Genomic DNA, 19,139 nt, shown 5'->3' on the forward strand with positions numbered 1-19,139 from the left:
CCCGGCGTGCCACTGCTGGCCGCCCCCGACCGTGCAGGGCAGCCGGCACATGACAGTCCGGCAGATGCGGGCGCAGCGCGTGGTCAGTCAATGGGCGCGGCAGGGCTGAGCTGACGGGACTCGACCGCCTGCAGCAGGGGCGATCAGGCCTGGCGGCCACCGGCCGGCGCCACCGCGCGGCCCCGGTCACCACTGGATCGTCCCTGGGACCGACGGCGGCGCCTCCCGTGCCGTGACCGTCTCGCGTGCCGACGCGCGGACGTCGGGGTGTGCGTGCCGGCGCAGGGTGCGGAGCTGGCCGCGCCACGGCTCCGTCCACCGAGAGCGGCTGCCGCCGGAGACGGTGAGCCTGATGGCGAACAGGCCCTGGGCCAGGCCCGGTTCCGCACCCAGCGTGCGGGCGGTCTCCAACCACGCGTCTGGCGCGGGGCCGCTGATCGCGCTGAGCCGCGCGCTGAGCCCTTCGGTGATGTCCCGGGCGAGCAGCGGACGTCCTTCGCAGTCGGCAGCCAATCGGCGCAGGCCCGATGAGAGTGCGGTGGCGTCCTTGTTCAGATGGAGGGCGTACAACTGGAGTTCGGCGACGGAGCGCGCGAAATCCTCCTGCCCGGCGGCGGTGTCGGCGGCGCGCAGCAGCACGTCCGCCGTCGGCCGGCCCCCGCCCCGGTAGCGATGGTGGAGCAGGAGGTGGTGCAGCAGGCTCGCGGCCCGCTGCCGGGCCGGCTGGTCGCGTTCGGGCTCGGCGTCGGGCTGGTCCGGGTCTCCTGTGGCTTCCAGCATCGCCCGCAGGGCCCGAAGGTACGGGCCGTCGTCGTCCGCCGCGAGCTCCACCAGCTCCTGCCCGGCCATCGCCCACACCGCCCGATCTGCAAGGTCCGTGGTGGCGGCCACCAGCATCTCGGCGATCTCCGGCCGCCACGGTGCCCATTCCGCCAGTGTTGGGAACAGTGCCGCAGCCGTTTCCGGTTCGAGCGGCTCGCAGGCGCGATGCAGCAGCCCTGCGTACCTGGCCCGATGCTCCTCGTCCAGCTCGGCCACGGCCGCCCGTGCCAGCTCCTGGCGGAGCTCCGTGCGTCCCTGCGCGGCCGACTCCAGCATGGGCCAGCAGGCCGGCTCCGCCAGCATCCCCTGGGTAAACGCGACGCACACCGACTGCACGTCGTGGTGCTGCCCGGGCAGCTCGAACGCTTCCCGCAGCAGCGGCGCCGCCTGCGCCGGGGGCAGCATCGTCGCCGCGAGGCGCACCGCCTCCTTGCGGCTGGTCACCTTCACTGTCCGCGGGTCCTTCGGCGTGAGCAGCCTGCGGAGCTCCGTGGCCAGCCGCGACGGCGCGACGTACTGCGCGGCCCGCGTCGCCGCGTAGACCGCGACCCGGGCGCGGTCGCCGCCCGCGTGCTCCAGCAGCAGCGGCAGCACCTCGTCGGGGCGGTCGGTCCACGGCAGTGCGCCGAGGGCCGCCTCCGCCAGTGGGACGTTCGACGATCCCGTGTAGCGGCGGACGACTTCCAGGCCCGCCTCCGGGATCACCGCCGCCGCCGAGAGGGCCTGGACGCGCACATGCACCGGCTGCCCCGCGTCGCCCGCCGTGCGTGCGAGCAGCTCCGCCGCCGCCCGCTGCTGGCGCGGCACCCAGCGATGGGCCCGGTAGGTGCGTGGCGTCCAGTGGCTGCGATCGGGCAGGAAGCGGCCGTACGGTGGGGTGTCCGCCAGCAGCGGGTCGAGCAGGTCAGTACGCCACCCCGTCAGGACGCTCAGAACGGACGGCAGGACGGCGGCGGACGGCTCCAGCCGCACGATCCGCTCCACTCGCTCGTCGCGCCCCTTCGGCTGCTCCAGCCAGAGGTCGACGGCGGTGCGGACGGACGCGTCGTTTCCGAACTGGACGGCCTGCCACAGGTACTCCTGGAGTTCGGCCATCCCCCACGCGCGCCGCCCGAGTGCCCGTACGAGTGCGAAGACGAGCGAGTAGTCGGCCTTGTCGGTGGCGGCCTCCAGCCACGGCCGTAGCGCCGCCAGCACCTCGTACTCCTGGCCGCGCCGCAGCACGATGTCGAGGCGGCCGACGTTCACGCCGCCGGTGTGGCCGGACAGCCGGGTGAGGGTGTCGAGGGCCCAGCCGATGAGCCGCGTGCCGCCCGTGACGGCGTGCTCGCGCAGCACGGACAGGGCGAGCGTGCTGAGCGCGTGACGGGTGCTCCAGGAGGAGTCGCGGGCTTCGACGGCGTCGATGGCGATTCGTCCGAGGTCCTCGGCGGCGTCCTCCGCGAACAGCGAAGGGCGCACCTCCGCCAGTGCGGAGAGGGCGGCGCTGCGGACCGGGTCCTGTTCATTGCGCAGCTGCAGCAGCGCACGCAGCAACCGGCTCACTTCCTGTGGGTCGCGGGAGCGTGCTGCGTTGCGGACGAGCAGTGGGTACGCCGTGGCGCGGTCGTCCGCGGCGGAGCGGCGGACGGCGGCGAGAAGGTCGTCACGGACCTCGTCCGGCGGCAGATAGGCGGCTGCCGTCAGTATCTGCGCCCAGTGCGCACCCCTGCCGCGGGCCAGCGTCGCTATCCGCCGAGCCTCGGCAGTGCGCCGCTCGTACGGCAGTACGTCGAGCAGGGCGGGGCTGAGGTCCGCGTGGGCGAGGTCCTTGCCCTCCATCGCCGCGTCGAACAGGGCGCCGCGGTGTGAGGGCGGCAGGCAGGCCAGCAGCCGGGCGAGAGCGGCCGCGTTGTCGCTCCAGGCGCAGGCGAGGTCGGTGAGTTCCACCGGGGCGTGGAGGACGATGCGGCGCAGCACGGCGGGTTCGAGGTGGCCGCTGTTCAGCCGGGACCGCAGCTTCGGGCGTAGCAGCAACCTCACCGTGCGGCCGGGATCCGCCTCGACCAGGAGGTGCAGCTTGCGGTCCACGGGCATCGGCAGCGTCTCGTAACGCTCGAGCACAGCCAGCACGCCGAGCGGATCCCGTTCGGCGAGCAGCGCGAGCGCGTCCGCGTGGGACGCCAACCAGCCGTCCCGTACGACGGCGGGGAGGGTGTCGAGCTGCCGCTCCATCTCGGCGAGCAGCAGAGCGGGATGGCGGGCGGCGAGCAGCCGGTAGGAGCTCAGTCCGCGGAACAGGCGGGGCAGCAGCCGGGCGGCGGTCTCCGCCGTGCAGGCGGCGAGCAGTTCCGCGGCGGCCTCGGCGCCCCATCGCCGGTACGTCGGCTCGACCAGCGCCTCGGCGAGGCCCGTACGCCCCGCCACGGCGATGGCGTGCACGAGCTGCCGCCGCACGGCGGCGGGTGCGTCCTCGATGGCCTCGATCACGGTGGCGTCCGTGAGCCGCCCCTGCAGCAGCGCCCTGATCGCGGGGGCGCGGACGAGGCGGTCGGGGTCCGCGACGCAGCCCTCCAGATACGCGTCGTGGCGCACCATGTCCGCCGCGGTGGCGGCGAGCCGCCGCCCGTGGACGCCGTGGGCGGCGAGCCCGGTCACAAGCTCGTCGACCGCCCCCATTGCCGCGGCGCGCCGGGCAGCGGAGGCCAGCTCACGCATGCGGTGGGGGTAGGAGAGCCGGTCGACGGCTGTGAGCAGGTGTTCGGCGCGCTGGGACATGACGGCGATTCTGCCTGGCGGGCGAGGGCGGCGCCTGCGGATTTCGGCGGGGTGGGGGCGTCGTGCGGCAGGCTGCGTGGCTGTCTGTGCGGGCTCGGTCAGCAACTCTGCCAGCCGGTCGTGTGCCAACGTGCGGCTCTCCGGGGACGGATGTCGTCTGGTGCGCCGGACAGTCTGCGCAGGAGAGCGCGGCGCTGCTGCGCGAAGCTAGCGTCGAGGTCCGACTGCACACCTGTGTAGGGGAGTTGGTGTTGAGAGGCGGTCCCGCCCCGCCGCACTGGCAGCCGGACGCACCGCTGGGCCGCTCCTGGGCGCTGTACGGGGCGCGCTCTTCCGGTACCTACCAGAGCAGTCGCGGTTGCACCTGGCCCTTCGGACGAGGCCGCTTGTATGCCATCGTCCCGCGATGATCTTCGAAGTGTCTTAGCTGCGAAGGGGATTGACGCTGTGTCGGGACCTCTGCCCGCAGATCTACCCGAACATCGGCTTCGCCGCCGCCGACTACGCCAAACTGCTGCCCTGGTGGGCGGGCGTCGCGAAGGGCACGGGGACGAAGCTGTACGTCGGTGAGGCGCTGTACAAGGCGGGTGACCCGGCGCAGCCCGCGGCCTGGCAGGACCCGGCCGAGCTGTCCCGGCACCTGACCCTCGCCCAGAGCCACCCCGAGGCGCGGGGGCATGTCTTCTTCTCCGCGAAGGAAGTGGGCGCCGACCGGATCGGGGCCATGGCCCGGGTGGTCGCCGACCACTACCAGCAGCCGGCGATGCCACCACGCTGACGCTCAGCGGTACTCGGCTAGCGGTCCGCGTCCTTGTGGCGGACCTGGCAGTCGGGGCCGGGGGACATCACTGCCTCGTGCCCGTCCGGGAAACGGACGCGGTACGGGGGAGTGCCCTCCTGGCCCATGACCTCGACGACTTCCGTGACCTGGTCGTGCTGGCCGACCACCCTGCCGTGCTGGACAAGTTGGTCGCCCACGATTGCGCGCATCTGCGGGCCTCCTCTCAGCCGCGGGCCCGCTGGGTGACGGCGATGCAGACGAGCACGGCCGCCGCGGTGAGCGGTGCGGCCGGTGTCAGCTGCTCGCCCAGCAGCAGGACCGACCACACCAGTGTGAGCAGGGGCTGCGCGAGCTGCAACTGGCTGGCCTTCGGAATGCCGATCGCAGCCATGCCCCGGTACCAGACGACCAGGCCGAGGAACTGCGACCCCGCCGCCACCCACAGCAGCCCGAGCACGCTGTGCGCGGTGAGCAGTACGGGCTCCTGCGACAGCGCCAGCGCGGCGGCGGGCACGGTGAGCGGCAGGCACAGCACCAGTGCCCAGCCGATGACCTGCCAGCCCGGCATCACCCGGGCCAGCCTGCCGCCCTCGGTGTAGCCGGCCGCACAGACCAGCAGGGCGCCGAAGAGATAGGCGTCGGCGCTGGTCAGGGCGCCGCCGCTCTGCTGGACGGTGAAGGCGAGTACCGCCGCCGCGCCTGCCAGGGCCGCCGCCCAGAAGGTGCGCGAGGGGCGGGTGCCCATGCGCAGCGCCGAGAAGAGGGCCGTCGTCAACGGCAGCAGGCCCACCACGACGGCGGCGTGCGCGGTGGTCGACGTCCGGAGGGCGAGCGTGGTGAGAAGCGGAAAGCCGAGGACGACTCCGGCGGCGACCACCGCGAGCCCCGCCCAGTGGCGGTGGGCGGGCGGCCGTACACGCGTCGTCAGCAGAAAGCCGCCCGCGATGACCGCCGCCAGAACGGACCGCACGGCCACGAGCGACCACGGACCGAACCCCTCCAGCCCCCAGGCCGTGGCCGGGAAGGTGAGCGAGAAGGCCGTGACGCCGAGAGCTGCCTGAAGGGTCCCGGCGCGACGGGCCGCGGACTTCTCAGCGGGAGCCGATGGGACCGGGGCCTCTGAGCGGCTGTTGACCGCTATCGGAGTCGGTGCGGTAGCGCTATCGTGTGCTCTCATGCAAGAGCGTAGCAGTGTCGGTGAACTGGCGAATCAGCTGCGACAGGAGTTGAACCGCTACTCTCCAGGTGGAAAGCTGCCGTCCAGTCGTGTACTGGTGGAACGCTTCCGGGTGAGCCCGGTGACCGTCTCCCGGGCGCTTGCCCAACTGGCCGCCGAGGGCCTGGTCGTGACCCGCCCGGGGGCCGGCGCGTACCGCGCGGAGGCGCGCCCCGCGTCCGCCCCCGCCGGGGACACCTCCTGGCAGGAGGTCGCCCTGAGCGCGGACGGTGCCGCCGACCTCGTACCGCGCACGGTGAACGCCGCCGGTGTCGTCGTCTCGCTGGCCGCGCCGCCGCCCGGGGTGATCGAGTTCAACGGCGGCTATCTGCACCCCTCCCTCCAGCCCGAGCGGGCGATGGCGGCGGCACTGTCACGTGCCGGACGCCGTCCGGGGGCGTGGGGACGGCCGCCCCTGGACGGGCTGCCGGAACTGCGTGAGTGGTTCGCGCGAGGCATCGGCGGTGCCGTCACGGCGGCCGAGGTACTGATCACGGCCGGCGGTCAGGCCGCCCTGACGACAGCCCTGCGCGCCCTCGCCCCGCCCGGCGCCCCGGTGCTGGTCGAGTCGCCCACCTACCCAGGGATGCTGGCGATCGCCCGCGCGGCCGGCCTGCGCCCGGTGCCGGTCCCCGTGGACGCGGACGGGGTACGCCCGCCGTTGCTGGCCGACGCGTTCCGGGCGACCGGCGCCCGGGTGTTCGTCTGCCAGCCCCTGTTCCAGAACCCGACCGGGGCCGTGCTCGCGCCCCACCGGCGCGCGGAGGTGCTGAGGATCGCCCGCGAGGCCGGCGCCTTCGTGATCGAGGACGACTTCGTACGGCGGCTGGTGCACGAGGACGCGGCGCCGCTGCCGCGTCCCCTCGCGGCGGAGGATCCCGACGGTGTGGTCGTCCACGTCGGCTCGCTCACCAAGGCGACCTCGCCGAGCTTCCGGGTGAGCGCGCTCGCGGCCCGGGGCCCGGTGCTGGAACGGCTGCGCGCCATCCAGATCGTCGACACCTTCTTCGTCCCCCGTCCGCTGCAGGAAGCGGCCCTGGAACTCGTCGGATCACCTGCCTGGCCCCGCCATCTCCGCGCGGTGTCAACGGAGTTGAAGACCCGCCGGGACGCCATGACAGCCGCGCTGGCGACCGGCCTCCCGCAGCTCTCCCTGCCGCACATCCCGTCGGGCGGCTATCACCTGTGGCTGCGCCTGCCCGACGGCTCCGACGACTCCTCTCTCGTCGCCGCCGCACTGCGCGCGGGGGTCGCGATCACCCCCGGCCGCCCCTACTTCAGCGCGGAACCCCCGGCCGCACACGTGCGGTTGAGCTTCGCGGCGGTGGCGGGGGTGGGGGAGATCGGGGAGGGAGTACGGAGGCTGCGTACGGCCTGCGGCGAGGTGCTCTGACGAGGCTCTCCGACCCGGCGCGGGCCGCGGAAACAGGTGGACAGCGCCCGCTCCCACCTGTGAACCTCCGGCCATGAGCGACGACGTAACCGCCCTCCCCGAGGGCTACGAGATCTCCGTCGACCCCGACCGGGTCGATGTCGAGCGTGTTCACCGCTGGCTGTCCACCGACGCCTACTGGGCGCTGGACCGGCCTCGGGAGAAGTTCGAGGAAGTGATCGCGCACTCGCTCAACTTCGGGGTGTACGACGTGACTTCGGGGGTGCAGGTGGCGTATGCGCGGGTGGTGACCGATCAGGGGCTCTTCGCGTGGCTGTGCGATGTGTACGTGGACCCGTCGGTACGGGGAACGGGCATCGGCACGGCGATGGTGCGCGAGGCTCGGGACCACCTCGGGGCGCTCGGGGTGCGCCGCATCCTGCTCGCCACCCACGACGCGCACGGCGTCTACGAGAAGATCGGTTTCCGGCCGCTCGACAAGCCCGATCGGTGGATGGCGCTCCACTTCGCGTGAAGCCTCCGTGGAGCCGGCGTAAAGCCTCTGTGACGATCGGGCGGGTGCGGGCGGGGCTGGTCGTCTACCCCCGGTAACTCCTGAGTAACGCCTCTTGACCTGCCCACTTTCCCGGCTCACCATCGCCGCATGCAACTTCGGGTCACGTTCGTCGCCGCCGCGCGCAGTTCCCCGCTGCTCGCGGAACGCTTCGACGACGACCGGCCGCTGGACCAGGCCGGCTGGGACGAGGTGCAGCGCGCGGCCCAGGACCTGGTACCGCTGGCGGCGGCCGAGCTCCGCTACTGCTCACCGACGCCCCGCAGCCGGGCCACGGGGGACGCGCTCGGTTACGGGCCGCTCGTCCAGCTGGCCCTGCGCGACTGCGACATGGGCCGCTGGCGCGGACTCACCCTGGGGGAGGCGATGGCCCGGGAGCCCGAGTCCGTGGACACCTGGCTCGCCGATCCGCGCGCCACACCCCACGGCGGTGAGTCGCTGCTGGACTTCGTCTCGCGCGTCGGCGGCTGGCTCGACACCCGGCCCGCCGACGACGGAGGAAGGATCGTCGCCGTGGCCGAGCCCTCGGTCATCCGGGCGGCCCTCGTCTACGCCCTGAAGGCACCCCCCTCGACCTACTGGAACCTCGACGTCCGCCCGTTGTCCACGACCGTGGTCACGGGCCGCGAGGGCCGCTGGAATCTGCGTTTCGAGAGCGGGTTCCCTCAGTCGGCTCGCGGCTGACCGCATTCGCGACGGGTGTAGTCGGATGTGAGAACGAGATCCTTGGCGGGGCCCGTCACGCGCCACACCGCCCGCCAGCGGTCCGTGCCGAGGGCCGTGAACTCGCCGCGGTAGAGGTCGGCCGCGCAGGGGTGGTCGGTGGTCCAGCGGCCCGAGGTCAGGTCCAGATCGTGGAAGGGGCGGCCGTCCGCGAAACGCACGTCCACCGTGCCCGGCGCGAGGCCCGGGAGGAAGTGGAGCGTGCGCTCGGCTGGTCGGGCGACACCCTGCCAGACGAAGGTGCCGGACTCGTGGTGCAGCAGGCCGCGCAGGCCTCCTTCGTCCAGCGGGCTGAACGTCGTCATGCCGGTGAAAGTCCCCTCGTCGGTGCCCGCGAGATCGCGCACCGTTCGCTCCAGACGCCAGCTCCCCGCCAGATACCGCAGGGCATCCGCTACTGGCCGGAAGTCGCCCATGCCGCCCTCCACTTCAGGCACACGAGTTGCCGCCTGCCCCATTGACGCACTCCAGTCACATACCTATGTTGCCGTTCGAAGTGCTGATCGATGTCCGATATCCCGAACTGCACCGACAGAGCCGCGGAGTATCCATGTCACGCACACGCACCCGCTGGAGACTAGGTCTCACGGCCGCCGCCCTTCTGGTGGTCTCGGCGGTCGTTCCCGCCCCGGCCAACGCCGAGGACGTCACCGACTACGCCATCACCGTGGACCCGGCCGCCAAGGGCGCCAGGATCGACGACACGATGTACGGAGTCTTCTTCGAGGACATCAACCGCGCCGCCGACGGCGGCCTGTACGCCGAACTCGTACAGAACCGATCCTTCGAGTACTCCACCGCCGACAACCGCTCGTACACGCCCCTCACCTCCTGGGCCGTCAGCGGTACGGCGACAGCCCTCGCCGACGACGGGCGCCTGAACGCCCGCAACCGCACCTACCTCTCCCTGGGCGCCGGTTCCTCCGTCACCAACTCCGGTTACAACACCGGGATCAGGGTCGAGAGCGGTAAGAAGTACGAGTTCTCCGTCTGGGCCCGCGCCGACCGGGCCACCGCGCTGACCGTGTCCCTCGATGACACCGAAGGCGCTCTCGCCGAGGTCCGCCAGGTCGCGGTGAAGGGCGGCTGGGCCAAGTACCGGGCGCGGTTCACCGCCACCCGTTCGAGCACCGCAGGGCGGCTGACGGTCGCGACGGACAACCCCGTCGCCCTGGACATGGTCTCGCTGCTGCCCCGGGACACCTACAAGGGCCATGGGCTGCGCCAGGACCTGGCCCAGAAGATCGCCGCGCTCGATCCCGGCTTCGTGCGCTTCCCGGGCGGCTGCCTGGTCAACACCGGCTCCATGCAGGACTACAGCGAGGCCTCGAACTGGCAGCGGCAGCGCTCCTATCAGTGGAAGGACACGATCGGACCGGTCGAGCAGCGGGCGACCAACTCCAACTTCTGGGGCTACAACCAGAGTTACGGCCTCGGCTACTACGAGTACTTCCAGTTCTCGGAGGACATCGGCGCGATGCCGCTGCCCGTCGTCCCGGCACTGGTCACCGGCTGCGGGCAGAACAGGGCCGTGGTCGACGAGGCGCTGCTCAAGCGGCACGTCCAGGACACCCTTGACCTCATCGAGTTCGCCAACGGGCCGGTGACCAGCGAGTGGGGCCGCAAGCGGGCCCAGCTGGGTCACCCCAAGCCGTTCCACCTCACGCACATCGAGGTGGGTAACGAGGAGAACCTGCCGAACGAGTTCTTCGCCCGCTTCACGGAGTTCCGGACCGCCATCGAGGCCAAGTACCCGGACATCACCGTCATCTCCAACTCCGGCCCGGACGACAGCGGTTCGACCTTCGACACGGCCTGGAAGCTCAACCGGGACGCCAACGTCGACATGGTCGACGAGCACTACTACAACAGCACCAACTGGTTCCTCCAGAACAACGACCGCTACGACTCGTACGACAGGAATGGCCCCAAGGTCTTCCTCGGCGAGTACGCGTCCGGCGGCAACACCTTCAAGAACGCCCTCTCCGAGGCCGCGTTCATGACGGGCCTGGAGCGCAACGCGGATGTCGTCAAGCTCGCCTCGTACGCCCCGCTGCTCTCCAACGAGGACTACGTGCAGTGGCGCCCCGACATGATCTGGTTCAACAACCACGCGTCCTGGGGCTCGCCCTCGTACGAGGTGCAGAAGCTGTTCATGAACAACGTCGGCGACCGCGTGGTGCCCACCACCGCCACCGGCACGCCCTCGGTGAGCGGCCCGATCGCGGGCGCCGTCGGCCTGTCCACGTGGGCGACCACGGCGGCGTACGACGACGTCAAGGTCACCGGCGCGGACGGCGCGGCGCTGCTGAGCGACGACTTCTCGGGTGACGCAGCCCAGTGGACCCATACGGGCGGCGGGAGTTGGGCGGTCCAGGACGGGCAGTACGTGCAGACGGACGTCGCCGCCGAGAACACGATGGTCTCGGCCGGAGACCCCGCGTGGCACGACTACGACCTCCATGTGAAGGCCACCAAGAAGTCCGGGAAAGAGGGCTTCCTCGTCGCCTTCGGTGTCAAGGACACGGGCAACTACTACTGGTGGAACCTGGGCGGCTGGAACAACACCCAGTCCGCCGTCGAACAGGCCTCGGACGGCGGCAAGTCGACGCTCGTGGCCAAGGCCGGCTCGATCGAGACGGGACGCGCCTACGACATCGACGTCAAGGTACGGGGCCGTCAGGTCACCCTCTACCTGGACGGCCAGGAGTGGGGCGGCTTCACCGACGACAAGCCCGCCGAGCCGTTCCGTCAGATCGTCACGAAGGACGCGAAGACCGGCGACCTGATCGTCAAGGTCGTCAACGCCCAGGCGGCGCAGGCGCGTACGACGATCGACCTCGGCAGCGCGAAGGTCAGGTCCAGAGCCGCCGTGACGACGCTGGCCGCCGCGCCGGACGCGGTGAACACCGAGACGGCCGCACCGGTCTCGCCGGTGAGGTCGACGTTCACGGGGGTCGCGAGGAAGTTCACGTACACGTTCCCGGCGAACTCCGTGACCTTCCTGCGGATCAAGAAGGGGTGACGGTGACCGGATGACCGACGGGAACGGCTGACCGTACGGGCGGCTCAGGTGCCGGAGGGCGCCCGGGCCGCCCGTACCCGGTCGGGCCGACCAGTCGTTCCTCGCTTCCTCAGGACCGGGCGAGCACGCAGAACTCGTGGCCCTCCGGATCGGTGAGGCACGTCCACGGGACGTCTCCCTGGCCTACGTCGAGGTCGGTGGCGCCGAGGGCCCGCAGCCTGGCCACCTCCGCCGCCTTGTCGTCACCGGGGTCCGGCACCAGGTCGATGTGGACGCGGTCCCGCACGGGCTTCAGGCCGGGCCTGCGGAGAAACTCGAGGTACGGGCCGACCCCCCTGGCGTCGCGCAGCACCGCCGAATCGTCGGTCACCTCGTGCAGGGTCCAGCCGATCGCCTCGTCCCAGAACCGGGCCATGGCCCGAGGATCCACGCAGTCGACCACCACGGCGGCGATCGGCCCGGTGTCCCGGTAGACGTCCCGGGGCTCCAGCACGCAGAACTCGTTGCCCTCCGGGTCGGCGAGGACCGTCCACGGCACGTCGCCCTGGCCCACGTCGGCGGGTGTCGCCCCGAGAGCCCTGAGCCGCGCGACCAGCTCCGCCTGATGCGCGGCGGAGGTGGTCGCGAGATCGATGTGCACCCGGTTCTTCGTCGCCGTCTTCGGCTCCGGGACGACGATGACGTCCACGCACACACCGACCGGGTCCCGCCAGTCGAAGTCGGCGGGTTTGGCGGCGGTCGCCCCGGGTTCGGGGCTGGAGACACTCCAGCCGAGGGCCTCCGCCCAGAAACGGCCGATCGAGGAGTCGTCAAGGGCCTTGATGTTCACCAGGACGGGTCGCAGTGTCATGTCGACGATCTTAGGGAGCCGCCCTACGGTGACCTCCGCGACGATCTCGGTGCCGTCCGCGCGGCTCCGCATACTGATCCACCATATTGCATAAACGTGCATCGAAACGTATAGTCATGCCATCAAGGAGGAGGGTTCCATGGCGGTACGTGTGGCGGTGGCCGGAGCGAGTGGGTACGCGGGCGGGGAACTGCTGCGTCTGCTCCTCGTCCACCCCGAGGTCGAGATCGGCGCCCTGACCGGCAACTCCAACGCCGGGCAGCGGCTCGGCGCACTGCAGCCGCACCTGCTGCCACTGGCCGGCCGTGTGCTCCAGGAGACCACCCCCGACGTGCTCGCCGGGCACGATGTCGTCTTCCTCGCGCTGCCGCACGGGCAGTCCGCCGCCGTCGCCGAGCAGCTCGGCCCTGACGCCCTCGTCGTCGACATGGGTGCCGATTTTCGGCTGCACGACGCGGCCGACTGGGAGAAATTCTACCGCTCCGCGCACGCCGGGACCTGGCCCTACGGCCTCCCCGAACTGCCGGGCGCCCGCGCCGCGTTGGAGGGGTCCAAGCGCGTCGCGGTGCCCGGTTGCTATCCGACCGCGGTCTCGCTCGCCCTCTTCCCGGCGTACGCCGCCGGGCTCGCCGAGGCCGAGGCCGTGATCGTCGCCGCCTCCGGGACCTCCGGCGCCGGCAAGGCGGCCAGGACGCACCTGCTCGGCAGCGAGGTCATGGGGTCCATGTCTCCGTACGGCGTCGGCGGCGGTCACCGGCACACGCCCGAGATCGTCCAGAACCTCAGCGGCGCCGCCGGCTCGCCCGTCGCCGTCTCCTTCACGCCCACCCTCGCCCCCATGTCCCGCGGCATCCTCGCCACCTGCACCGCCGCCGCCAAGCCCGGCGTCACCGCCGAGTCCGTGCGCGCCGCCTACGAGAAGGCGTTCGCCGACGAACCGTTCGTGCACCTCCTCCCCGAGGGGCAGTGGCCCGCCACGGCGTCCGTCTACGGTTCGAACGCCGTTCAGGTGCAGGTCGCGTACGACGAGTCCGTACGCCGCATCATCGCGATCAGCGCCATCGACAACCTGACCAAGGGCACCGCGGGCGGTGCCGTCCAGAGCATGAACATCGCCCTCGGGCTCGACGAGACCACCGGGCTTTCCACGATCGGAGTCGCACCGTGAGTGTCACGGCAGCACAGGGGTTCACGGCGGCGGGTATCGCCGCCGGGATCAAGGAGAACGGCAACCCGGACCTTGCCCTCGTGGTCAACAACGGGCCCCGCCTCGCCGCCGCCGGCGTCTTCACCTCCAACCGCGTCAAGGCCGCACCGGTGCTGTGGTCCGAGCAGGTGCTCAAGAGCGGGATCGTCTCCGCCGTCGTCCTCAACTCCGGTGGCGCCAACGCCTGTACTGGTCCGAAGGGCTTCCAGGACACCCACGCCACCGCCGAGAAGGTCGCCGACACCCTCGGTCTGAACGCCGGAGAGGTCGCGGTCGCCTCCACCGGACTCATCGGGCTGCTCCTGCCGATGGACAAGCTGCTGGCGGGAGTCGAGGCCGTCGCCGGTCAACTCTCCGAGCACGGCGGCGAGAAGGCCGCCATCGCCATCAAGACCACCGACACCGTCCACAAGACGGCCGTCGTCAGCAGCAAGGACGGCTGGACCGTCGGCGGTATGGCCAAGGGCGCCGGCATGCTCGCCCCCGGCCTCGCCACCATGCTCGTCGTCCTCACCACGGACGCGGACGTCGACAGCGAGCACCTGGACAGCGCGCTGCGCGCCGCCACCCGCACCACCTTCGACCGCGTCGACTCCGACGGCTGCATGTCCACCAACGACACCGTGCTGCTCCTCGCCTCCGGCGCCTCCGAAGTCACCCCCGAACAGTCCGAGTTCGCCGAGGCCGTACGGGCCGTCTGCGACGACCTGGGGCAGCAGCTGATCCGGGACGCCGAGGGCGCCAGCAAGGACATCAAGGTCGAGGTCGTGAACGCGGCAAGCGAGGACGACGCCGTCGAGGTGGGCCGCTCCATCGCCCGCAACAACCTCCTCAAGTGCGCCATCCACGGCGAGGACCCCAACTGGGGCCGCGTCCTGTCCGCCATCGGCACGACCGCCGCCGCCTTCGAGCCCGACCAGCTCAACGTCGCCATCAACGGCGTCTGGGTCTGCAAGAACGGCGGCGTCGGCGAGGACCGCGACAAGGTCGACATGCGCTACCGGGAGGTCCACATCGTCGCCGACCTCGCCGCCGGCACCGAGACCGCCACCATCTGGACCAACGACCTCACCGCGGACTACGTCCACGAGAACAGCGCGTACTCGTCATGAGCACTACCCGCAAGCACACCGCCCTGCCCAAGGCCAGGATCCTCATCGAGGCGCTGCCCTGGCTGACCCGCCACAACGGCAAGGTCGTCGTCATCAAGTTCGGCGGAAACGCCATGGTGAACGAGGAGCTGAAGAACGCCTTCGCCCAGGACGTCGTCTTCCTGCGCCAGGCCGGCCTCAAGCCCGTCGTCGTGCACGGCGGCGGCCCGCAGATCAGCGCCGCCCTCGACCGGCACGGCATCGTCAGTGAGTTCAAGGCGGGCCTGAGGGTCACCACCGAGGACGCCATGGACGTCGTACGCATGGTGCTGGCCGGACAGGTCCAGCGGGAGCTGGTCGGGCTGCTCAACCAACACGGGCCGCTCGCCGTCGGGATGACCGGCGAGGACGCGCACACCATCACCGCCACCAAGCACCAGCCCGAGATCGACGGGGAGTTGGTCGACATCGGGCGGGTGGGCGAGATCACCGCGATCGACACGGGCGCGATCGAGGCACTGCTCGCCGACGGCCGTATCCCGGTCGTCTCCTCGATCGCCCGTAGCCAGGACGACGGACATGTCTACAACGTCAATGCTGATACGGCGGCTGCGGCACTCGCTGCTGCTCTTGGCGCCGAAACCCTCATGGTCCTCACGGACGTCGAGGGCCTCTACGAGGACTGGCCCGACTCCGACGAGGTGATCAGCCGCCTCACCGCTTCCCAACTGGAGAAGCTGCTGCCGGAGTTGAGCTCCGGCATGGTGCCGAAGATGGAGGGCTGCCTGCACGCCGTACGCAACGGCGTCACCACCGCCCGCGTCATCGACGGCCGGGTCCAGCACTCGATCCTGCTGGAGATCTTCACCGACGAGGGCATCGGCACGATGGTCGTGCCCGATGCGGAGGAAGAGGGGGACGACGCATGAACGCCGGCCAGGAGCTGGACGCCAGTCAGGAACCGAGCGCCGACAGCTCCAACCAGGAACTGACCACGCGCTGGCAGGGCGCGCTCATGAACAACTACGGCACCCCCCGGCTGCCCCTCGTCCGCGGCGCCGGCAGCACGGTGTGGGACGCCGACGGCAAGGCGTACACCGACTTCGTGGGCGGCATCGCCGTGAACGCGCTCGGCCACGCCCACCCGGCGATCGTCGAGGCGGTCTCCACCCAGATCGCCTCCCTCGGCCATGTCTCCAACCTCTTCGTCGCCGAACCGCCCGTCGCGCTCGCCGAACAGCTGCTCCAGCGCTTCGGCCGGGACGGCAAGGTGTTCTTCTGCAACTCGGGCGCCGAGGCCAACGAGGGCGCGTTCAAGATCGGCCGGCTGACCGGACGCAGCCACATGGTGTCCACCGAGGGCGGCTTCCACGGCCGGACCATGGGCGCCCTCGCGCTCACCGGTCAGCCCGGGAAGCGGGAGCCCTTCGTGCCGCTGCCCGGTGACGTCACGTACGTCCCGTACGGCGACGCGCAGGCACTGGCCGCCGCCGTCACCGACGAGACCGCCCTCGTCATCATCGAGCCGGTCCAGGGCGAGAACGGCGTCGTGGTCCCGCCCGCCGGCTATCTGAAGGCCGCCCGCGCGATCACCGCCGCCACCGGCGCCCTGCTCGTCCTCGACGAGGTGCAGACCGGCATAGGCCGTACCGGGCACTGGTTCGAGTACCAGGCCCACGACGGCGTCCTGCCCGACGTCGTCACCCTCGCGAAGGGCCTCGGCGGCGGACTGCCCCTCGGCGCGACCGTCGCCTTCGGCCGCGCCGCCGACCTGCTCCGGCCCGGCCAGCACGGTACGACGTTCGGCGGCAACCCGGTCGCCTGCGCCGCCGGACTCGCCGTACTCGGCACCATCGAGAACGAGGGGTTGCTGGAGAACGTCAAGCGGCAGAGCGAGAGGTTGCGGGACGGAATCGAGGGTGCGGGCCACCCGTTGATCGATTATGTCCGGGGCGCGGGACTTCTCCTGGGTATCGTGCTCAACGAGCCCCTCGCGCCCCAGGTGCAGCAGGCGGCTCAGGACGCCGGGTTCCTGGTGAACGCGCCCGCTCCCGATGTCGTACGGCTGATGCCGCCGCTGAACATCGGTGACGCCGAAGTGGACGCGTTCCTCCAGGCACTTCCCGGAGTTCTCGACGCGGTTGACGGGACGGACTAACCGGGGAATGAGACGACGACGATGACGCAGGCGCAGGAACACGAGCACGCGGGGCCTGCCGTACCGCAGACCCGCACCGCACGCCACCGCCGGATCGTGGACATCCTCAACCGGCAACCGGTGCGGTCGCAGAGTCAGTTGGCGAAGCTGCTGGCCGATGACGGGCTGACCGTCACGCAGGCGACGCTCTCCAGGGACCTGGACGAACTGAACGCGGTGAAGATCCGTAACACCGACGGCGATCTCATCTACGCGGTGCCGAGCGAGGGCGGTTTCCGTACACCGCGCGCTCCGCTGGGGGAGTCGGCGAAGGAGGAGCGGATGCGGCGGCTGTCCGCGGAGTTGCTGATCTCCGCGGAGGCTTCGGCGAATCTCGTGGTCCTGCGGACCCCTCCGGGGGCCGCGCAGTTCCTGGCGTCGGCGATCGACCAGGCCGAACTGCACGATATTCTGGGGACTATCGCGGGGGACGACACGTTGATGCTGATCAGTCGGGATCCTGTGGGGGGACAGGCGTTGGCTGATCACTTGTTGGGGTTGGCTCAGAAGAACCATTGACGGTTGTGTGTCGGGTGCGGGTCCGGTGGGGGCTGGTCGCGCAGTTCCCCGCGCCCCTAAAGGCAAAAGGTCCCCCCTCAGCCCAGTCGTCTCGCCAAGCCCCCGGTGCACCGCACCTCGTCGCCCGCCGTGATGAGTAGTGCCTCCACGTCCGGGAGGGACTCCAGCCACCGCAGTGCCTGCCTCGACCCCATCGCGAAGGCCGCTGTGGCCCAGGCGTCCGCCCAGGTCAGTTTCGGGGCCACGACCGTCACCGCGACCAGGTCCGTCACCGCGGACCTGCCGGTGCGGGGGTCGACGATGTGGGTGCCGCGCTCCGCCGTGCCGGAGGTGGCCACGGCCAGTTCGTCGGTGCCGGCCGCCGAGACCACCGCCGCCAGGCCGCCGGGGCGGAGCGGGTCGGACACACCCACCCGCCAAGGGCGCCCAGGGCCCGGCGTACCGCACAGCTGGACGTCTCCGCCACCGTTGACGCTGACCCCGCTCACGCCCGCCGCCGTCAGTGTTCTGGCCGCGCGCTCCGCCGCCCAGCCCTTGACGATGCCGGTCGGGTCGATCTGACCCTGGTAGGTGTGGCTGAACCACCCCTCGCTGACCCGCTCCGCCTCGGCGCACAGGTCGAGCACCTCGGCGACCTCCGGGTCGCAGTCGGCGACGGAGATCTCACCGCGGGCCAGCCGGGAGATCTGGCTGTTCTCTCGATAGGTGCTGAACACCTCGTTGACCTGGTGCAGTCCTGCGATCGCCGCTGCCAGCGCCGACCCGACCGCACGGGGGTCCCCGCCGCGGACGTCAAAGGAAAAGACGGTCCCCATGACCTCCTCCGCATGACGCACCGCGACGGGAGCTTCGGCGGGATCAACCACCGGCCTGGTCCAGGGCGGACTGGAGGGACTTCTTGTAGCCGGCGCTGGTGTAGCTGGCACCGGAAACCGCGTCGATGTCGCCATCGCCCGCCGTCACCGCCTCCTGGTTGAGCTTGGGAATCGCGTCGCCGGAGATCTGGTCGCTCCGGCCGCCCTTGGGCGCCTGCACCGCCGACGCGGAGGTGATCCGGCCGTTGGTCAGGGTGACCCGCACCTGCACCGGGCCGTACTCCGTCTGAACCACGGCGCCGGTGTACGTGCCGCCCCCGTCGGAGGTCGCCCCGCCACCGGTGGCGCCCGAGCCGGCGGGTGTGCTCGTGGCCGGGGCAGGCGCACTCGCGCCGGTGGCCGCACCCTTGTCCGACTCCGCGGCCGGAACCTTGTCCAGGGCCGACTGGAGCGACTTCTTGTAGCCCGCGCTGGTGTAACTGGCGCCCGAGATCGCGTCGATGTCCGCGGTGCCGGCGGTGACCGCCTCCTGGTTGAGCTTGGGTACGGCGTCGCCGGAGATCACGGTGCTCTGGCCGCCGGTCGGGGCCTTGACGGCCTCCGCCTTGGTGATCTTGCCGCCGCTCACCGTGATCCGTACCTGGACCTGGCCGTACTGGGTGTCGACCGCGTCACCGGTGACCGTGGCGGCCTGGGCCGCTCCGCCGCCCCCGGTGGCGCCCGTACCCGCACTGGCCTTGTCCAGGGCCGACTGGAGCGACTTCCCGTAGCCCGCGCTGGTGTAGCTGGCGCCGGAGATCGCGTCGATACTGCCGCCGGTACCGGCGGCGACGGCTTCCTGGTTGAGTTTCGGGATCGCGTTGCCGGAGATCTGGTCGCTCTGGCCGCCCTTGGGCTGCTGCAGCGCCTCCGCCTTGGTGATCTTGCCGCCGCTCACCGTGACGCGGACCTGAACCGGGCCGTACTGGGTCTGGACGGTGTCGCCGGTGAAGGTGCCGTCCTTGGCGGCGGCGCCGCCCTGGGCCGACTCCTGGGCCGCCGACGTCTGCTGCGGCAGCGCGCCCGCCGCCTGCGCGGACCCGGGGTCCGACGACGGCTTCAGCGTCAGCAGCAGGACGATTCCGGAGACTGTGGCGGCGCTCGCCAGCATGACGCGCCGAAAGGGGTGGTTCTTCTTCATCGCTCCTGGC

16 protein-coding genes and 1 pseudogene are annotated in these 19,139 nt (G+C 71.2%); 10 read left to right on the plus strand and 7 right to left on the minus strand.

The features are described 5' to 3' along the window. Positions 1-186 precede the first annotated feature (186 nt). Positions 187-3,579: a hypothetical protein gene (locus PV734_RS05315; RefSeq protein ID WP_319288854.1), complete on the minus strand. Its 3,393-nt coding sequence runs from the start codon at positions 3,577-3,579 to the stop codon at positions 187-189. Positions 3,580-4,036: 457 nt separating this feature from the next. Between PV734_RS05315 and PV734_RS05320 the strand changes: the two are divergent. Continuing rightward, positions 4,037-4,357, plus strand: a pseudogene (locus PV734_RS05320) (hypothetical protein); the annotation flags it as partial. Positions 4,358-4,374: 17 nt separating this feature from the next. Here the strand turns inward: PV734_RS05320 and PV734_RS05325 are convergent. Further along, positions 4,375-4,569, minus strand: a complete 195-nt coding sequence (locus tag PV734_RS05325) for a DUF1918 domain-containing protein (protein ID WP_006383300.1) — start codon at positions 4,567-4,569, stop codon at positions 4,375-4,377. Between the two features lie 14 nt (positions 4,570-4,583). Beyond that, positions 4,584-5,537, minus strand: coding sequence for a DMT family transporter (locus tag PV734_RS05330; protein WP_319094063.1), 954 nt, complete (start codon positions 5,535-5,537; stop codon positions 4,584-4,586). On the opposite strand from PV734_RS05330, the gene PV734_RS05335 reads away from it, so the two are divergent. The 3 genes from PV734_RS05335 (at position 5,536) to PV734_RS05345 (ending at position 8,206) form a co-directional block, all read left to right on the plus strand. Continuing rightward, positions 5,536-6,969 (plus strand): PLP-dependent aminotransferase family protein, encoded by a 1,434-nt coding sequence (locus PV734_RS05335; RefSeq protein ID WP_319094062.1) that lies wholly within the window; start codon positions 5,536-5,538, stop codon positions 6,967-6,969. The genes PV734_RS05330 and PV734_RS05335 overlap by 2 nt on opposite strands. 73 nt (positions 6,970-7,042) lie before the next feature. Next, positions 7,043-7,483, plus strand: a complete 441-nt coding sequence (locus tag PV734_RS05340) for a GNAT family N-acetyltransferase (RefSeq protein WP_319094061.1) — start codon at positions 7,043-7,045, stop codon at positions 7,481-7,483. Between the two features lie 129 nt (positions 7,484-7,612). Further along, the gene (locus tag PV734_RS05345) at positions 7,613-8,206 is read left to right on the plus strand and encodes a histidine phosphatase family protein (protein WP_319094060.1); all 594 of its coding nucleotides are present in this window, start codon (positions 7,613-7,615) and stop codon (positions 8,204-8,206) included. On the opposite strand, the gene PV734_RS05350 is transcribed toward PV734_RS05345, so the two are convergent. Continuing rightward, a complete protein-coding gene (locus tag PV734_RS05350) occupies positions 8,188-8,661 on the minus strand; it encodes a DUF6314 family protein (RefSeq protein ID WP_319094246.1) in 474 nt (157 codons plus the stop codon). The genes PV734_RS05345 and PV734_RS05350 overlap by 19 nt on opposite strands. Positions 8,662-8,795: 134 nt before the next feature. Between PV734_RS05350 and PV734_RS05355 the strand changes: the two genes are divergently transcribed. After that, on the plus strand, positions 8,796-11,270 hold the full coding sequence (locus PV734_RS05355) for an alpha-L-arabinofuranosidase C-terminal domain-containing protein (RefSeq protein WP_319094059.1): 2,475 nt from the start codon (positions 8,796-8,798) through the stop codon (positions 11,268-11,270). Between the two features lie 109 nt (positions 11,271-11,379). Here the strand turns inward: PV734_RS05355 and PV734_RS05360 are convergent, their stop codons facing one another. Continuing rightward, positions 11,380-12,120: a VOC family protein gene (locus tag PV734_RS05360; RefSeq protein ID WP_319094245.1), complete on the minus strand. Its 741-nt coding sequence runs from the start codon at positions 12,118-12,120 to the stop codon at positions 11,380-11,382. 139 nt (positions 12,121-12,259) lie between these two features. On the opposite strand from PV734_RS05360, the gene argC reads away from it, so the two are divergent. The 5 genes from argC to PV734_RS05385 are packed head-to-tail and all read left to right on the plus strand — an operon-like array spanning position 12,260 to position 17,134. Beyond that, a complete protein-coding gene (argC, locus tag PV734_RS05365; protein ID WP_319094058.1) occupies positions 12,260-13,288 on the plus strand; it encodes an N-acetyl-gamma-glutamyl-phosphate reductase in 1,029 nt (342 codons plus the stop codon). After that, positions 13,285-14,439 (plus strand): bifunctional glutamate N-acetyltransferase/amino-acid acetyltransferase ArgJ, encoded by a 1,155-nt coding sequence (gene argJ / locus PV734_RS05370; RefSeq protein ID WP_319288855.1) that lies wholly within the window; start codon positions 13,285-13,287, stop codon positions 14,437-14,439. Before argC ends, argJ begins: the two co-directional genes overlap by 4 nt. Beyond that, positions 14,436-15,347 carry an acetylglutamate kinase gene (gene argB / locus PV734_RS05375; protein WP_319094056.1) on the plus strand — a complete coding sequence of 304 codons (912 nt, stop codon included), beginning with the start codon at positions 14,436-14,438 and terminating at the stop codon, positions 15,345-15,347. The genes argJ and argB overlap by 4 nt, the downstream gene beginning before the upstream one ends. Next, positions 15,344-16,576, plus strand: coding sequence for an acetylornithine transaminase (locus tag PV734_RS05380; protein ID WP_319288856.1), 1,233 nt, complete (start codon positions 15,344-15,346; stop codon positions 16,574-16,576). The genes argB and PV734_RS05380 overlap by 4 nt, the downstream gene beginning before the upstream one ends. Before the next feature lie 21 nt (positions 16,577-16,597). After that, positions 16,598-17,134: an arginine repressor gene (locus tag PV734_RS05385; protein ID WP_319094054.1), complete on the plus strand. Its 537-nt coding sequence runs from the start codon at positions 16,598-16,600 to the stop codon at positions 17,132-17,134. Between the two features lie 77 nt (positions 17,135-17,211). Here PV734_RS05385 and PV734_RS05390 read toward each other — a convergent pair whose 3' ends face one another. Further along, the gene (locus PV734_RS05390; RefSeq protein WP_319094053.1) at positions 17,212-17,949 is read right to left on the minus strand and encodes an FAD:protein FMN transferase; all 738 of its coding nucleotides are present in this window, start codon (positions 17,947-17,949) and stop codon (positions 17,212-17,214) included. Positions 17,950-17,992: 43 nt separating this feature from the next. Then, positions 17,993-19,129: an FMN-binding protein gene (locus PV734_RS05395; protein WP_319288857.1), complete on the minus strand. Its 1,137-nt coding sequence runs from the start codon at positions 19,127-19,129 to the stop codon at positions 17,993-17,995. Positions 19,130-19,139: the final 10 nt, after the last annotated feature.

Source organism: Streptomyces sp. AK08-02, assembly GCF_033795085.1.
Classification (GTDB): domain Bacteria; phylum Actinomycetota; class Actinomycetes; order Streptomycetales; family Streptomycetaceae; genus Streptomyces; species Streptomyces echiniscabiei.

Excerpts from the sequence above, each read along its gene's own strand:
- PV734_RS05315 (WP_319288854.1), bottom strand. The coding sequence starts at position 3,579 with ATGTCCCAGCGCGCCGAACACCTGCTCACAGCCGTCGACCGGCTCTCC.
- PV734_RS05325 (WP_006383300.1), bottom strand. The coding sequence starts at position 4,569 with ATGCGCGCAATCGTGGGCGACCAACTTGTCCAGCACGGCAGGGTGGTC.
- PV734_RS05335 (WP_319094062.1), top strand. The coding sequence starts at position 5,536 with ATGCAAGAGCGTAGCAGTGTCGGTGAACTGGCGAATCAGCTGCGACAG.
- PV734_RS05330 (WP_319094063.1), bottom strand. The coding sequence starts at position 5,537 with ATGAGAGCACACGATAGCGCTACCGCACCGACTCCGATAGCGGTCAAC.
- PV734_RS05340 (WP_319094061.1), top strand. The coding sequence starts at position 7,043 with ATGAGCGACGACGTAACCGCCCTCCCCGAGGGCTACGAGATCTCCGTC.
- PV734_RS05345 (WP_319094060.1), top strand. The coding sequence starts at position 7,613 with ATGCAACTTCGGGTCACGTTCGTCGCCGCCGCGCGCAGTTCCCCGCTG.
- PV734_RS05350 (WP_319094246.1), bottom strand. The coding sequence starts at position 8,661 with ATGGGCGACTTCCGGCCAGTAGCGGATGCCCTGCGGTATCTGGCGGGG.
- PV734_RS05355 (WP_319094059.1), top strand. The coding sequence starts at position 8,796 with ATGTCACGCACACGCACCCGCTGGAGACTAGGTCTCACGGCCGCCGCC.
- PV734_RS05360 (WP_319094245.1), bottom strand. The coding sequence starts at position 12,120 with ATGACACTGCGACCCGTCCTGGTGAACATCAAGGCCCTTGACGACTCC.
- argC (WP_319094058.1), top strand. The coding sequence starts at position 12,260 with ATGGCGGTACGTGTGGCGGTGGCCGGAGCGAGTGGGTACGCGGGCGGG.
- argB (WP_319094056.1), top strand. The coding sequence starts at position 14,436 with ATGAGCACTACCCGCAAGCACACCGCCCTGCCCAAGGCCAGGATCCTC.
- PV734_RS05380 (WP_319288856.1), top strand. The coding sequence starts at position 15,344 with ATGAACGCCGGCCAGGAGCTGGACGCCAGTCAGGAACCGAGCGCCGAC.
- PV734_RS05385 (WP_319094054.1), top strand. The coding sequence starts at position 16,598 with ATGACGCAGGCGCAGGAACACGAGCACGCGGGGCCTGCCGTACCGCAG.
- PV734_RS05390 (WP_319094053.1), bottom strand. The coding sequence starts at position 17,949 with ATGGGGACCGTCTTTTCCTTTGACGTCCGCGGCGGGGACCCCCGTGCG.
- PV734_RS05395 (WP_319288857.1), bottom strand. The coding sequence starts at position 19,129 with ATGAAGAAGAACCACCCCTTTCGGCGCGTCATGCTGGCGAGCGCCGCC.